This window comes from Paenimyroides baculatum (genome assembly GCF_008629655.1).
Classification (GTDB): Bacteria; Bacteroidota; Bacteroidia; order Flavobacteriales; family Flavobacteriaceae; genus Flavobacterium; species Flavobacterium baculatum.
The window spans coordinates 119,993-135,916 of the sequence record NZ_VWSG01000002.1 but is presented as its reverse complement, the minus strand read 5'-3'; the positions used below and the strand labels follow the sequence as shown (position 1 = coordinate 135,916).

14 protein-coding genes and 3 tRNA genes are annotated in these 15,924 nt (G+C 34.2%); 10 read left to right on the top strand and 7 right to left on the bottom strand.

Features of this window, described 5'->3' with window-relative positions; translation table 11 throughout:
• Positions 1–57 precede the first annotated feature (57 nt).
• On the bottom strand, positions 58–3,222 hold the full coding sequence (gene ccsA / locus F0460_RS03180) for a cytochrome c biogenesis protein (protein ID WP_223810751.1): 3,165 nt from the start codon (positions 3,220–3,222) through the stop codon (positions 58–60).
• A gap of 150 nt (positions 3,223–3,372) precedes the next feature.
• Here ccsA and F0460_RS03175 point away from each other — a divergent pair, with 150 nt between their 5' ends.
• Complete coding sequence (locus tag F0460_RS03175) at positions 3,373–4,563, top strand: pyridoxal phosphate-dependent aminotransferase (RefSeq protein WP_150010189.1); 1,191 nt, start codon at positions 3,373–3,375, stop codon at positions 4,561–4,563.
• 24 nt (positions 4,564–4,587) lie between these two features.
• On the opposite strand, the gene F0460_RS03170 is transcribed toward F0460_RS03175, so the two are convergent.
• Positions 4,588–4,893 carry a hypothetical protein gene (locus tag F0460_RS03170; RefSeq protein ID WP_150010186.1) on the bottom strand — a complete coding sequence of 102 codons (306 nt, stop codon included), beginning with the start codon at positions 4,891–4,893 and terminating at the stop codon, positions 4,588–4,590.
• 44 nt (positions 4,894–4,937) lie between these two features.
• Positions 4,938–5,483, bottom strand: a complete 546-nt coding sequence (msrA, locus tag F0460_RS03165; protein ID WP_150010184.1) for a peptide-methionine (S)-S-oxide reductase MsrA — start codon at positions 5,481–5,483, stop codon at positions 4,938–4,940.
• 108 nt (positions 5,484–5,591) lie between these two features.
• Here msrA and F0460_RS03160 point away from each other — a divergent pair, with 108 nt between their 5' ends.
• From F0460_RS03160 to F0460_RS03140, 5 genes are all read left to right on the top strand, one after another.
• A complete protein-coding gene (locus F0460_RS03160; RefSeq protein ID WP_150010181.1) occupies positions 5,592–6,254 on the top strand; it encodes an ABC transporter ATP-binding protein in 663 nt (220 codons plus the stop codon).
• A gap of 19 nt (positions 6,255–6,273) precedes the next feature.
• Positions 6,274–6,696: a DUF2750 domain-containing protein gene (locus F0460_RS03155; RefSeq protein WP_190304075.1), complete on the top strand. Its 423-nt coding sequence runs from the start codon at positions 6,274–6,276 to the stop codon at positions 6,694–6,696.
• Between the two features lie 51 nt (positions 6,697–6,747).
• On the top strand, positions 6,748–8,904 hold the full coding sequence (locus F0460_RS03150; protein ID WP_150010177.1) for a S9 family peptidase: 2,157 nt from the start codon (positions 6,748–6,750) through the stop codon (positions 8,902–8,904).
• Positions 8,905–8,922: 18 nt separating this feature from the next.
• A complete protein-coding gene (locus F0460_RS03145; RefSeq protein ID WP_262714201.1) occupies positions 8,923–9,432 on the top strand; it encodes a glutathione peroxidase in 510 nt (169 codons plus the stop codon).
• 165 nt (positions 9,433–9,597) lie between these two features.
• Positions 9,598–10,164 (top strand): hypothetical protein, encoded by a 567-nt coding sequence (locus tag F0460_RS03140; RefSeq protein WP_190304074.1) that lies wholly within the window; start codon positions 9,598–9,600, stop codon positions 10,162–10,164.
• 15 nt (positions 10,165–10,179) lie between these two features.
• Here F0460_RS03140 and F0460_RS03135 read toward each other — a convergent pair whose 3' ends face one another.
• Positions 10,180–11,031, bottom strand: a complete 852-nt coding sequence (locus tag F0460_RS03135) for a DUF6929 family protein (RefSeq protein WP_150010172.1) — start codon at positions 11,029–11,031, stop codon at positions 10,180–10,182.
• A gap of 40 nt (positions 11,032–11,071) precedes the next feature.
• Between F0460_RS03135 and F0460_RS03130 the strand changes: the two genes are divergently transcribed.
• Positions 11,072–11,938: a PPK2 family polyphosphate kinase gene (locus tag F0460_RS03130; RefSeq protein ID WP_150010169.1), complete on the top strand. Its 867-nt coding sequence runs from the start codon at positions 11,072–11,074 to the stop codon at positions 11,936–11,938.
• A 29-nt stretch (positions 11,939–11,967) separates the two neighbouring features.
• Here the strand turns inward: F0460_RS03130 and F0460_RS03125 are convergent, their stop codons facing one another.
• The 3 genes from F0460_RS03125 to F0460_RS03115 all read right to left on the bottom strand — a co-directional run bounded on the left by F0460_RS03125 (position 11,968) and on the right by F0460_RS03115 (position 15,378).
• Entirely contained in the window at positions 11,968–13,314 is a 1,347-nt protein-coding gene (locus F0460_RS03125) for a DEAD/DEAH box helicase (protein WP_150010166.1), read from the bottom strand.
• Positions 13,315–13,370: 56 nt separating this feature from the next.
• A complete protein-coding gene (locus tag F0460_RS03120; RefSeq protein WP_150010164.1) occupies positions 13,371–14,129 on the bottom strand; it encodes a C40 family peptidase in 759 nt (252 codons plus the stop codon).
• A gap of 70 nt (positions 14,130–14,199) precedes the next feature.
• The gene (locus F0460_RS03115; RefSeq protein WP_150010162.1) at positions 14,200–15,378 is read right to left on the bottom strand and encodes an acetyl-CoA C-acyltransferase; all 1,179 of its coding nucleotides are present in this window, start codon (positions 15,376–15,378) and stop codon (positions 14,200–14,202) included.
• A 255-nt stretch (positions 15,379–15,633) separates the two neighbouring features.
• Between F0460_RS03115 and F0460_RS03110 the strand changes: the two genes are divergently transcribed.
• From F0460_RS03110 to F0460_RS03100, 3 genes are all read left to right on the top strand, one after another.
• Positions 15,634–15,717, top strand: a tRNA-Ser gene (locus F0460_RS03110).
• 17 nt (positions 15,718–15,734) lie between these two features.
• A tRNA-Pro gene (locus F0460_RS03105) sits at positions 15,735–15,809 on the top strand.
• A gap of 27 nt (positions 15,810–15,836) precedes the next feature.
• Positions 15,837–15,910 (top strand) — tRNA-Arg (locus tag F0460_RS03100).
• The last annotated feature ends 14 nt before the right edge of the window (positions 15,911–15,924 follow it).

Below are 15,924 nucleotides of genomic sequence, written 5' to 3'. Positions count from 1 at the left end.
TCGTTTATTTGGTTGCAATGCAATAAAAAAGCTTTCCGAAGGGAAAGCTTTTTTTGTTTATTTTTTATAATGCTTTTTATACTTGTAAAATGCCAGCGAACCTAGTACAGTTATAATTCCTACAGAAAACCAAATGAATGACGGAGTTACAACCTGATCGCCTTTTGCGTATGAATGCAAGCCTGACAAGTAAAAATTCACTCCAAAATAGGTCATCATAATACTGTAAAAAGCTAAAACAGACATTAAGTTGTAAATCCATAAACCTCTTAAAGCCGGTACAAAACGCATGTGAATTACAAAGGCATACACCATAATTGAAATTAATGCCCATGTTTCTTTTGGATCCCAACCCCAATAGCGTCCCCAACTTTCGTTAGCCCATTGTCCACCCATAAAGTTACCAATTGTAAGCATAACCAAACCAACGGTAATAGCCATTTCGTTAATATAGGTAATTTCTTTAAGGTTTAACTCCATTTTTGCTTTGTTGCTTTTTGTTGTAAAAATCATTAAAAACAATGCTACAACACCTAAAATCATCCCTAAAGTAAATGGTCCGTAACTACCAACAATAATTGATACGTGAATCATTAACCAATACGAATCTAAAACTGCCTGTAGGTTTCCAATCGAAGGATCCATCCAGTTCCAATGTGCAATCATTAAAATCATTCCGGCAACAAATGCTGTAGATGCTGTTGTTAAGCTCGATTTTCTTCCGAAAATTAAACCGAACAACATTGTTGCCCATCCAACATAAATCATCGATTCATAAGCGTCTGACCATGGTGCGTGACCTGAAACATACCAACGAGCAATTAAACCAGCAGTGTGTAATGCAAAAAGAAAAAGAGTAACACCAATAAAAAATTTAGTTGCAAATTTTAAAGCCTTATTGTCTTTAAAAATGCGGACGATTACGATGATAAACAACACCACCGACACGTACATGTAGTACGAAAATAGCTTTTTAAAGATGTCGTATTTGTTGTATAAAATTTCGGCTTTTACTTTTTGTTCGCTTGGTACTACTTTACTACCGTATTTCTTTTGGAAATTTATAATTGATGTTAAAAGTTCGTCTGACGGTTTAAAATCTTTTGTTTCGATTGATTTTAAAAGCGAGGTGGTGTACATTGGCAGAATGTTTTTAGCATAGATAGAATCCATACCTTTCATTCCTGCTTCGTTCAACTCCAAATACGAAACCCATTTATCATTTTCATGTCCCGGAACTGGAAAAATTTTCATTATTTGACCACTAACAGCAGAATATAATAAATTTACTTTTTCATCGGTAGCGATATAATCTGTTTGAAACTTATTCTTAACTGATGCTTGATGTGCTTCATCTAAAAATTGATCTAATTTATAATTTCCTTTATCATCGAAGAAATCGGCTAACGAAGCATATTTAGCATCTGCAGGAATTCCGATTAACGAACGAATACTATCGTTTCCTTTTGCTAGATTGATGATTGGCACATGATACCACAACTGCGGAAATTGTGTAATAGAAAGTATTACCTGATCAGAATCCATACCGCGGAAATGATCGTCTTTACTTACTTTACGAAGCAATTCAGACGAAAACGTATTGATAGGTTTCATACGTCCGCCTATATCCTGAATAATAATTGATCCAAACAAATCGGCATGTTCTTGCGAAACAGTTGTTTTTACAATCAGAGAATCAATTTGAGCGGTAGATGGTTTGTTGTGTGCGTGTTGTGCCGTTGCCGAAAACAAGCCGAACAATAAACCAATAATGGTTAAAGCTGCTTTTTTGCTGTGAATTTTGTTCAGTTTTTTACGTAAATCGCTAAAACGCGTGTTTTTGTTAAATAAAATGCACAACATGGCAATATATAGTAAGGTGTAACCAATATAAGTTATCCAAGTTCCCCAGAAATCGTGGTTTACAGATAAATGTGTTCCTTTTTCGTCAGGGTCATAAGATGCCTGAAAGAAACGATAACCTTTGTGGTCTAAAACGTGATTCATGTAAATTCTGTAATCGAAAGATTTATCAGGATCGATAATTGTTACCTGACTTTCAAACGATGAATAGCTTTTTTCGGTTCCCGGATATTTCTTTGCGATAAAATCATTCAGTTTTACCTGAAAAGGAGTAGTGTAAACTTTTGATCCGTAGATTAAAGTAAATTCTAATTCACCAATTTTAAACGACTGTGGTATACCCATTTGTCCTTTAGAACCCATTAAGGTAACATCTTGTTCTTTTCCTTGTGAACGAACGGTCAATACTAAAGCGTCGGTAGAATTTTTAGCCTTGAAATCACCATTTGATTTTAAAGTCTTTTTTCCTTTTATTGGTCGATCCATTACAAACTGAACCACACCACCTAAACTATACATGGAACGGTAATTTAATGGGGCAACAGTATTTGCTAAAACTTCACCTTTTGCCTGCGTTGCCATAACTTGATAGTTACCGCCAAACGGAGTTTTAATCTGCATTTCTCCATTTTCGTTCGTAAAAAAGTTAACAGCGCCTTCAACCTGCTTGTTGTAGGTGTAAAGCATGCCATGAATATCTTCTTGACTTCCTTCTTCAATAAAATGCTCGTGACGTTCGCCGTGGCTTGATTCTACCAGTTTTAAAAAGCTTTTTCCGTTAGGTGTTTCTTCAACAACTTCTTGGGCACCCATTACGAAATCTTTAAATTCTACTTCGAACGGAATGTTGTTGAAATCGTCTTTTATTTTGAAATGATTTGACGCGAAATTACTTATGAAATTATCTTTATCTAATGCTTCTGAAAAAAAACGTTGCTTTTCAAATGGTTTGCGTTTAGCTTCACCATTCAAATCGCCATCAACCCAAACAGTTAAAAATGTTTTATCAGAAAAAAACTGGTTTGACATTTCGGTTTCACGAATAGGCATCATTCCTTCAAAACTAATATAACGGGTTACAAATGCGCCAATAAGTATTAAAATAAAAGACAAATGCAGTATTAAAGTATCCCATTTAGCTTTGCTTAACAAATTGTATCGCTTAATGTTGCCGATAAAGTTAAAAACAAAAATTAACATTATTGCTTCGAACCATTTGGTGTTGTAAACTAAAATTCGTGCTGTATCGGTGTTGTATTCATTTTCAATAAAGGTTGCAATACCCATAACGGCTGCAAAAACAATGAATAAAACAGCCATTAACCTTGTAGATGACAAAAAAGAGATAATTTTGCTCATAGTGAATAGTTGTTGTGTACTTAGAAATTTCCCAAAAGTACTTAAATTAAATGGCTTGCTGACCATTTTAACTTAATTTAAACAAATAAAAAACCATTGTGATTTAATAGAAAAAACTACATTTGTATTTTAAATAAAATTGATAGAATAATGCCTAAAATTTCACATAAAGGCGTGCAAATGCCAGAATCGCCAATACGTAAATTGGTTCCTTTTGCCGAAACAGCAAAGAAAAAAGGAAATAAAGTGTACCATTTAAATATTGGTCAGCCCGATATTAAAACGCCTGAAGTAGCTTTAAACGCGGTTAAAAATGCTGATATTACTGTCTTAGAATACAGTCATTCTGCAGGTTTTGAATCATACCGTGAGAAATTGGCAGCTTATTATCAAAAACAAGGTTTACCTATTAATAAAGAAGATATAATTATTACTACGGGTGGATCTGAAGCGTTGATTTTTGCAATGGGATCTACAATGGATGAAGATGATGAAATCATCATTCCTGAACCTTTTTATGCAAACTATAACGGTTTTTCTACACAAAACGGAGTAAAAGTTGTTCCAGTAATGTCTGGAATTGAAACAGGTTTTGCATTGCCCCCTATTGCCGATTTTGAAAAACTAATCACTTCACGAACTAAAGCAATTTTAATCTGTAATCCTGGAAATCCAACCGGGTATATGTACAGTAAAGAAGAAATTCAGCAGTTGGCAGCATTGGTTAAAAAACATGATTTGTTTTTAATTGCCGATGAAGTTTATCGCGAATTTGCTTACGATGGTTTTGAACATTTTTCTGTAATGAATGAAGAAAGCATCGCCGAAAACGCAATCATGATTGATTCTGTTTCAAAAAGATTCAGTATGTGTGGTGCGCGAATTGGTTGTATCGTTTCTAAAAACAAAGAATTAATGGCAACTGCAATGAAATTTGCACAAGCACGTTTATCTCCGCCAACTTACGCTCAAATTGCGTCAGAAGCAGCTTTAGATACGCCTCAATCATATTTTGATGATGTAATTATTGAATATAAAGACAGAAGAGACACTTTAGTAAATGCTTTAAATGCAATTGATGGTGTGCAGGTAGCAATGCCGAAAGGTGCGTTTTACTGTATTGCAAAATTACCAGTTGCAAACGCAGAAGACTTTGCTAAATGGTTGCTAGAAGAATATGATTTAAACGGAGAAACAGTTATGGTTGCACCAGCCGCAGGATTTTACTCAACTCCTGGCGTTGGTTTAAACGAAGTTCGTTTGGCTTATGTTCTTAATAAAGAAGATTTAATCAAATCTGCCGAAATAATTAAAGAAGCATTAAAAGTTTATAATAAGTAGAAAAGCTGCCAATTGGCAGCTTTTTTATTTGTTGTTCTTAATAACGTAGGTATAAATCCACGTTAGGGTAAAGGTTGGTATAAAATCCAGTCCGGGTAAGGCTTCTTCTACAAAAGATACAATACCACCAATTGTTCCTATTTTACCTTTATACATGGTTTTGAGTAATATTGCCGAGATTGGTGCCCAAATAACATCTGTAAATTCACCTAAAAACGGAATTGCAAACGAAAGCGTTCCAATAAAATCAAACAATAAACCTAAAAACAATAACCGATATTTACTTTTATCGGTAACATGTGATTCTGGTTGAACTACAATTTTATTCATTTTAAATAATTTAACTATTTAATAGTTAGCAAAGTATGCGCCAATTATTTGGTTACATATTCCTGAAAAAACTTTTCGAATTTCTTCACTTTAGGCGAAATAACCATTGCACAATATGATTTCTCGGGATTATTGTTAAAATAATTTTGATGATAATTTTCGGCAAAGTAAAATGTTGTAGCTTCGGTTACTTTTGTAACAACGCGTTTTTCAAAGATATTTTCTTCATTTAATGTTTTTACAAATAGTTCCGCTTGTTTTTTTTGATCTTTTGTAGTGTAAAAAATCTCACTTCTGTACTGTGTTCCAACATCATTTCCTTGTCGGTTTAAAGTAGTTGGATCGTGTGTTGCGAAAAATACTTCTAATAGTTCCTGATAACTTAATAATTTATTATCAAAAATAATTTCGATAGCTTCAGCATGATCAGTTAAACCTGTACAAACATCTTCGTACGTAGGATTTTCGGTTTTTCCGCCGATATATCCCGGTTTAACTTCTTTTACTCCGTTAATTTTCTGAAAAATGGCTTCAGAACACCAAAAACAACCATTGGCAAAAATGGCTGTTTCATATTTATTTAAATCCATACGGTTTTAATTTGAAGAATGATTAAATTTAAAATTACAATTAAAAAAAGTGCCATTTATATTATTTAACTAAAAGTTTAAGTAAATTCGTTTTGTAAATTTACAAGTATGATTAAAGCTGAAAATATAAGTAAACAATTTAATGGTTTAGAAGTTTTAAAGAATGTTTCTTTAGAAATTAAAAAAGGTGAAATTGTTGCAATTGTAGGGTCATCTGGTGCCGGTAAAACAACTTTGCTGCAAATTTTAGGGGTTTTAGATGGTCCCGAAAAGAATACAAACGCCAAACTAATCATAAATGATACCGATGTTTTAAGTTTAAAAGATCAGCAATTGGCTGCATTTAGAAATAAAAATTTAGGTTTTATTTTTCAGTTTCATCAGTTGTTGCCAGAGTTTACCGCTTTAGAAAATGTTTGTATTCCCGCATTTATCTTAGGTAAATCAAAAACAGAAGCCGAAAAAGATGCAAAAGAACTTTTAGATTATTTGGGATTAAGCCACAGAATAAATCATTTTCCGTCAGAATTATCTGGAGGCGAACAACAACGCGTGGCAGTTGCCAGAGCGTTAATTAACAAACCTTCGGTGATTTTTGCCGATGAACCTTCGGGGAATTTAGATACTAATTCTGCAGAAAATTTGCATGAATTATTCTTTAAACTGCGCGATAATTTCGGACAAACATTCGTAATTGTTACGCATAACGAAGAATTAGCGAATTTAGCAAATCGAAAACTGATAATGAGCGATGGTAAATTTATCGTTTAACTTTAATAAAACATAAATAGTGGTAGAAAATTTCATAGACAATATAATTAAAAATAATAAGGTTTTTGTAATTGAATTTAAAGAGGAAATTGCGATATCGCAATCATTGTTGTTTAAAGACGATGCTGAAAATCCGGTAAATGTTGTTTGTTTTTGGTCAAGCAGACAAACAGCTGCAAAATGTTGTATTGATACTTGGCAGAATTACAAACCGCAAGAAATTTGTATTGCTACATTTATTGAAGATTATTTGGTAAATGTTTACAACGAAAGCTTTATTGCAGGTTTAGATTTCAATGAAAAAATGGAAGGATTAGAAGCCGATCCTTTAGATTTGATATTAGAACTTGTAAAATCGCTTAAGAAAAATAAGATCAATTTGGAATTTGAATATTTCAAGAATTTGACCGATTTAGAAAATCAGATTCAAAAATTACTTTAAAACAATCACACAAAATAATACATTCAACTAAATTAGCAGAAATATTTTTTTATGAAAAAACTTACTTTATTTGCTTTTATGCTTGGCGGTTTTTTATCGCAGGCTCAAAATAATTTAACGATAGAAGAGGCTACATTAGGAGCTCAAAGAGGTTTTGGTACCAAGGCAATCTACGGTGCACAATGGCGTACAAATAGCGAACTTACGTATATCGATGCTACTTACAAAGCATTAGTTTCAAAAAAGACAGATAAATCAACTGTTGAAAATTTTGTTACAACTGCCGATTTAGAAAGTGCTATTGCAGCAGCTACAAACGAAAAAGTATCTTTAAGAAGCATTCCTTTTGATTACCATTGGGAAAACGATAAAGAATTTGCTTTTACTTATAACGGCGAAAACGATAAATACTTTGTAATTTATAATGTAGAAACTAAAAAGGTTTCTAAAACCATTAAATTTAATTCTTCATCGGCAGAAGAAATCATCGCTCCGAACAAAAATTATATTGTTTACCTGAATAAAAATAATGTAGAAATTGTTCTGAATAACGGGGAAGTGGTAAAAGTTACAAACGATCCGGATCATGTGATTAACGGAAGCAGTAATACCCACCGAAATGAATTTGGTATTGATCGCGGAATGTGGATCAGCCCGGACAGTAAGAAAATTTTGTTCTATAAGAAAGACGAACGTATGGTGAAAGACTATCCGTTGGTTGATTTTGGAGCAAGAATTGCCGAAGAAAAACCGATCAAATATCCAATGGCAGGCTTGAAATCTGAAGAGGTTTCATTGCATGTTTATGATATCGATACAAAAACAACTACTCCGTTAAATATAGAAGGCGATAAAGAACAATTTTTAACAATGCCAACTTGGTCGCCAAACAGCGAATCGGTTTATGTTGGGGTTTTAAATCGTGGTCAAAACCATTTAAAATTGCAAAGATACACAGCTGCAACCGGTAAGTTAGACAAACAGTTGTTCGAAGAAAAAAGTAAAACCTACGTAGAACCTAACACGCCTTTAAAGTTTTTAAACGATAAAGAATTTATCTACGTGTCAGAAAAAGACGGTTACCGCCAAATGTATCGTTACAACACAAGCGGTAAACAGTTAAATAGTTATGTGTATAAAGATGTTCTTTTTAAAGGCTTTGTAGATGTTTCTCCTAAAGAAATTTACTACATGGGTACGGCTAATAAGGGCATGGATAAATTGCTTTATAAGGTAGATTTAAAATCGGGAAAAACCATTCCGGTTACAAAAACATCTGCAACGTATTCTGTAGAAATGAATAAAGATAAAACGTGGTATTATTCGCAATACACCAATTTTACTACGCCTAACAGTGTTTCTTTAAATACGGTTAATGGAAAATCTACTATAGAACTGCTTAATGCACCAAACCCGTACGAAGGTAAAACGGTATTGCCTAAAGTGGAAATGGTTACCATTAAAGCTGCTGATGGAAAAACGAATTTAAATGGAAGAATTCTGTATCCTGCAAACTTTAACGAAAACGAGAAATATCCGGTAATGGTTTACGTTTACGGCGGTCCTCATGCGCAAATGGTTTCTAACCGATTTGGCGGTGGTGCCGGCGGATTTGATTATTACATGGCACAGCAAGGTTTTGTGGTGTTTACCCTGGATAACAGAGGAAGCGAAAACCGCGGACGCGATTTTGAACACGTAATTCACAGAGAATTGGGTCAAAATGAAATGGCAGATCAAATGAAGGGTGTTGAATTTTTAAAATCGAAAAAGTTTGTTAATGATGATAAAATCGGAGTCTACGGATGGTCTTTCGGTGGATTTATGACCACAAGTTTAATGCTGAATTATCCTGATACTTTTAAAGTAGGTGTTGCCGGCGGACCGGTTATCGATTGGAAATGGTACGAAGTAATGTACGGCGAAAGATATATGGATACTCCCGAAGAAAATCCTGAAGGCTACGAAAAAACATCAACCTTAAATAAAGTAAAGAATTTAAAAGGAAGATTGTTGATGATTCACGGCGCGCAAGATCCGGTTGTTGTTCAACAGCATAGTATGGAATTTATTGAAAAATGTATTAAAGAAGGCAAACAAGTAGATTACTTTTTGTATCCAACCCACGAACACAATGTTTTAGGGAGAGACAGAGTTCATTTAAATGCTAAAATTGCCGATTACTTTATTACACACTTAAAAAAATAACCTTAAAATGCATCAGCAATGATGCATTTTTTATTTCTGAAACAAATGGAGTCAATCTATAATTTTAAAGTAAAAACATTACAGGGAAAAGAAATCGATTTTTCTGATTTTAAAAACAAAACGCTCTTGATTGTAAACACAGCCAGTAAATGTGGTTTCACTCCGCAATACGAAGGCTTGGAAAAGTTGTATCAACAATATAAAGATCAGGATTTTGTGATTTTGGCATTTCCATGCAATCAGTTTAACAATCAGGAACCCGGAGATTCAGCATCAATAAAAAGCAATTGTCTGATAAATTATGGTGTTTCATTTCCTGTGTTCGAGAAAGTTGATGTGAATGGAAAAAACGCACATCCGTTGTTTAAATTCTTAAAAGGAAAGTTGCCCGGTTTTATTACAAATTCAATTAAATGGAACTTTACCAAATTTTTAATAAATGCAGACGGAAATCCCATAAAGCGTTTTACACCCTTTACTACACCCGAAAAAATTAACACCTATATTGTAAAAAATAACATTTTATAAAGAGGAAGTAACCAATAAAAAGGTCTATATTTGCTAACCTTAAAACATAGAAAACACAACATAAATAACCAAAAAAATTATCTAAAAGCACATTAAATTTAATTTAAGATAATTGTTATGTTAGTTTTATATCCAGGTGAAAATTTTGTTGAATTAAACCTCGGAGTGAAAAAAAGACTGCGTTATGCAGTTTCAAACTTCGGACGTTTAATAAGTTATAAAGACCATTTTACCGACGGTACTTTGCTTAAACCAAATGTTACCAATAATTTACGAATTTTCAGGCACAAAGTTGCTAAAGAATGCGGTACAGGTTATTCTCACAAACATGTAATGCTTTCACGTGCGGTTGCAGAAGCTTTTGTTAATAAGCCTTGCGACGAGCATAACTTTGTAATTCATTTAGATTTTGATAATTTAAACGATCATCACACCAATTTAAAATGGGTTACCGAACCGGAAAAGTACGCACATCAGCGTATTAACCCGAATGTAAAAGAAGGACATATTAAACGTATTGAGAAAAAACGTTTGGCGCAGAAAGGAATGAAGTTAGATTCTACGCAGGTTATGCGTATTAAACGAATGATTTTTGATCCGCAGCGTAAAACCAGAATGCGTATTATAGCCAAACAGTTTGGCATTAGTGAAATGCAGTTGTATCGAATTAAAACAGGCGAAAATTGGGCAAGTGTACCAACTCCGAATTTTAAAGTGAAAGAAGAAAAATAAGCAGTAATTTACTGCTTATTTTATTTTTCCTTTTAAATCAACCTGTAATTTGTAGATGATAGCTTCGTTATTTTTTGCGTCATCGGCATCTTCACACAAGGCAAATACAGCACTTTTTTTGCTTTGTTCCAAAACGGTTATGCCTTCAAATTTATTGGTATCGCTTATTTTTTCAGTAAAAAGCAGTTTCATCTTTTTTAAATCAATCGCACCAAAAAGACTTCCTTTTATAACACCATCGTTATAGGTCGACGTTCCGTCTTCTGCAGTTGCAATAAAATACAGCGTATTGTTAATTACAGTTGCATCAGAAAATCCGCTTTGAACGTTATTTATTTTTGGAAGATCAAATTCAAAATAATAAATATTGAAATCATCGGTCAGGTTTTTACCCTGAACAACATAAATATAATTCGCGTTTTTTGGTCCGTTACCTCGATTAATAAACAGCCAATCTTCATTATAAGTTGTAACCGCTTCAATATTAAAATCATCGGCAGTTAATTCCGAAAAGCTTTTCATTTCATCATAAAGTCCCGTTAAATCAATCATTGTAGAAACTTTCGAGAATTTATTAAACATAAAACCTACGTTTCTGTTTTCTTTAGATCCCGATCCGAATGCATACCAAGTATTGTCAACTCGCGCAAACGATTCAAGATCGTGTTTAGTCGATTTCGGCATATTGTCATTAACCGGCTCTCCGTCTAACGAATATTTCGCCAGTGAATCATTCGCTACAAAATAATGATACAGTGCATTTCCGTTATCAGAGACCAGCTGAATTTCATTATTTTGATATCCAATGCCCGACGCAGCTACAATTCCCGCGATCTTTAACCACGAGGTAAGCAAATATTTTTTCATTGCTAAAATTTTATTGACTAATTTAGAGAAAAAGAATAATATGAAGCGTAATTATTTTAAAGTTCCCGAAAATTTAAACTTAAAGGAAATTCCAACAAAATACAATACAGGTTTAGATCCAATCGCACTTAAAAAAGAAATCAAAAAGTACAGTAAAAAGATCTCCGAACTGCAGGATATGATGTATGCCGATGACCGATATTCGGTTTTAATCTGTTTTCAAGGAATGGATACAGCCGGAAAAGACAGCATGGTTCGTGAGGTTTTTAAAGGATTTAATCCGCGTGGAGTGGTGGTTGAAAGTTTTAAAACACCATCGTACAAAGAATTGCAGCACGATTTTATGTGGAGGCATTACACCAAATTACCCGAAAAAGGAAAATTTACTATTTTTAATAGAACGCAGTACGAGAATGTTTTGATAACGCGCGTGCATCCTGAATATTTAGAAAACGAACGCAATCCCGATATCGATATAAATAATTTAACCGACGATTTTTGGAATAACCGAATGCAACGAATGGTTCAGTTTGAAAAATTCTGGGCAGAAAACGGTGTGATTATTTTAAAATTCTATTTGCATTTAAGTAAAGACGAGCAGAAAAATCGTTTATTAAAACGTATCGACAAACCTAAACATCAATGGAAATTTTCTCCGGGCGATTTAACTGAACGTGGTTTTTGGGAGAAATATCAGTTTTGTTACGAAGAAGTTTTAAAAAACAGCAGTCATAAAAAAGGCGAGTGGTTTATAATTCCAAGCGATGATAAAGATGTAAGCAGATTAATTGTAGCTAAAATTATTTATGATACCTTAAAAAAGTATAAAGATATTTCGTATCCAAAACCAGAACCAGAAGTTTTAGAACATATTTCCAAATACAAAACACAGTTATTAAACGACTAAAAAAGGGATTGTTAAAACAATCCCTTTTTTTATTTTTTCTTACGTTTCTCGTCTCTTTTACGTTCAATTCCACGGTTTCTAGGTGCCGATTTTCTTGGTGTTCGTTTACCAGGCCCACCTAAATTCACTTTTTTGTTTTTATCTTTTTTCTCATGAAAAGCCTCTCCACGTTCGGTATCAATTTTACGTTTGTTGGTTTTCATTTTTAAATAATCTTTTTCAAACTCTAAACGTTGCTCGGCAATAACCACATGACTAGGAATATCCAACAAAGGAATTTCGTAATTCATCAAGCTTTCAATATCAAAATGCGTTTCTTCTTCTTTTGGGCTAATAAAACTAACTGCAGAACCGTCTTTATCAGCACGACCTGTTCTACCAATACGGTGAATGTATTGTTCAGGAATTTCGGGCATTTGCAGGTTAAAAACGTGTGTAATATCGGTAATATCCAAACCACGCGCCATAACATCGGTTGTAACCAAACCACGTAATTCGCCGTTTTGAAACATTTCCATGGTATTTAAACGATAATTTTGTGTTTTGTTGGAATGAATTACTCCGAATTGACCTGGAAATTCTTCATCGATATGTTCCAAAACATAATCTGCCAAACGTTTGTTGTTTACAAATAATAAAACACGCGTGCTGGTTTCATCATTAGTTAAAATATCTTTTAAAATATTTAATTTGGTAAGAAAATTTGGAACGATGTAAGCACTTTGCTTGATTTTTTCTAACGGAGTCCCCGATGGTGCCAACGAAACTTCTTCAGGAAAATTAAAGTAATCATCTAAAATTTCATCAACCTCTTCGGTCATTGTAGCAGAAAAAAGAATGTTTTGTTTTTTATCCTTCATCATTGAAAGAATCGCGGTTAACTGCGTACGGAAACCAAGATTCAGTATCTCATCAAATTCATCAATAACCAGTTTCTGCAAACTGTCAAAACGTAAAATATTGTCTAATGACAAATCCATTACTCTACCAGGAGTTCCCACCAAAATATCGATACCTTCGTAAATCGATGTTTTTTGAGTGTTGATATTCACACCACCGTAAATTCCTAAAGTGCGGATAGACATGTATTTTGTCAGTTTTTCAACTTCTTCTACCACCTGCACAACCAATTCGCGTGTAGGAACCAAAATAGCAACACGAGGAGCATCTGTCGGTTGAAATTTCCATTGTTTTAAAATCGGTAATAGGTAGGCAAACGTTTTTCCAGTTCCGGTTTGAGCGATTCCCATAACATCTTTACCCGACAATATCATGTTGAAAGATTTCTCCTGAATTGGAGTAGGAGTGATGAAGCCTAAATCATCGATTGCCTTTTGTAAAGATTTTGGTAGGTTGAATTGCTCAAATGTTGCCATAAAAAAATATTTTGGGCAAAGATAAGCATTCTAAAAAAGAAATGTTGAATTAAAAATTAAATGATTTTTTTAATTACACGTAGCTTGTGTGTATGGCGACCACTGTCGATATTCAGAATTCCTAAATGATCTAAACGATCAATTCGAACTTTTCCGTGTGCATGGATAATGTAGTTGTTTTCCATTATGATGCCTACGTGGATGATGTTTCCTTCTTCATTATCGAAAAACGCCAAATCACCAACTTCACTTTCTTCAATAAAACTTAAAGGTTCGCCAATTTTAGCTTGTTGCGATGCATCACGCGGAATGCTGTAACCGTTTAAACGATAAACCATTTGTGTAAATCCAGAACAATCAATACCGAAAGGTGTTTTGCCACCCCATAAATAAGGCGCATTTAAGTAAAGAAAAGCAGTTTGTAAAAGATTTGTTTTTGGCTGAATGCCGGTAATCATTGTACCATCGAACGTTAATTCTTGCGAATTGACGTCGGAAAAAGTCAGGTAAGATAAATCGCTTCCTAACGAAACAGGCATTAAAGTATTTTTTCCTGTTAAATAATCAATTAAATCGGCACAGTAAAATTTTGCACTTTCCTGTATCTTTTTATATTGATCTTCGCTAATTTCTGTAAATTGTTTGTTGTCTATCCAGCCTTCGTACAAATCGGCAGCCAAGCAAATTCTAGACCATTTTTCTTTTTTTTCTAAAATTGTAAACGTTTCTCCGAAAAGAACCTGTGTAACTAATTCGCTTCGGTCTGAAGGTTCAAACCGTAAGGGAACAATAGCCAAATTACAAAGTGCATACATATTTGAAATCTAAAAAAAGAGATGAGAAGGTTTTAAATTCCTTCTCATCTTTATAAAAATTTTTACAGAATTAAATTTTTTCGATAACGATTGCCGATGCGCCACCACCACCATTACAGATAGCAGCCGCACCAATTTTACCGTTATTTTGTTCTAAAACGTTTAACAACGTAACAACAACGCGTGCACCAGAACAACCAAGTGGGTGACCTAAAGATACCGCACCACCGTTAACGTTAATTTTTGTAGGATCTAATTTTAAAAGGTTTGTGTTGGCAATACCTACAACCGAAAAAGCTTCGTTGAATTCAAAGAAATCAACATCGTTAATAGAAACGCCTGCTTTGTCTAACGCTTTTGGTAACGCTTTTGCTGGTGCTGTTGTAAACCATTTTGGTTCTTGTGCAGCATCTGCAAATCCTTTAATATATGCTAAAGGTTTTAAACCTAATTCATTTGCTTTTTCTTCGCTCATTAAAATTACGGCAGCAGCTCCATCATTAATTGTTGATGCATTTGCAGCAGTAACAGTTCCGTCTTTAGTAAAAGCAGGATTTAATGCTGGGATTTTATCTAATTTTACGTTAGTATACTCTTCGTCTTTAGTAACCATAATTGGATCACCTTTACGTTGAGGAACAGCTACAGGGACAACTTCTGCATCAAATTTACCTGCATCCCAAGCAGCAGCAGATTTTTTGTATGAATTAATAGCAAATTCATCTTGTTGTTCTCTTGAAATATTATGTTCAGTTGCAGTAGCATCGGCATAAACACCCATTGCTGCGTTTTCATAAGCATCGCTTAATCCATCTTTCTGCATACCGTCTGTAAAGGCAGTTCCACCAAACTTAACACCAGTTCTTAAATTAGCGTAATGTGGAATCATACTCATGTTTTCCATACCACCCGCTACAACAATTTCAGCATCGCCATTAGCAATAGCTTGTGCACCTTGCATAATTGCTTTCATACCAGAAGCACATACTTTGTTAACCGTAGTACAAGCAACATCGTTAGATAAACCCGCAAATAATGCAGCTTGACGCGCAGGAGCCTGACCTACACCAGCCTGAACTACATTCCCCATTAAAACTTCGTCAACTTTATTTGGATCTAAATTGATTTTTTCTAAAGCACCTTTAATCGCTGCTGCACCTAATTTTGGAGCAGAAACTGTAGATAATGCGCCCATAAAACTTCCTATTGGAGTTCTTGCAGCAGATACAATTACTACTTTCTTATTCATAAAATAATATATGTTTAGTTTAGTGCGAATTTACTAAAAATATTATTATTTTTTGCAACAATATTTGTAAATGAATGATATAAGGATTGTGATGTTAAATAAACATAAAAAAAATGTTTCTTTATGTTGTTGATTATTAATAATATGATGAATTAATCTTAAAGTGATTACAAAAAAAACTGATAAATGCTTGCAAAGTACTAAATCTCGTTATACATTTGCAACCGCTTAACTGATTAAAAAGTTGGTTTAGTAGGAGAGGTGCCGGAGTGGTAACGGAGCAGATTGCTAATCTGTCGACGGGTAACTGTCGCCAGGGTTCGAGTCCCTGTCTCTCCGCTGATATTGATAACCATCGGGGTGTAGCGTAGCCCGGTTATCGCGCCTGCTTTGGGAGCAGGAGGCCGCAGGTTCGAATCCTGCCACCCCGACAAATTAAGCTTAATTGTTTAAGGTTGGGCCCAATAGCTCAGCTGGATAGAGCAACTGCCTTCTAAGCAGTAGGTCTCAGGTTCGAATCCTGATTGGGTCACATATACGGTGACA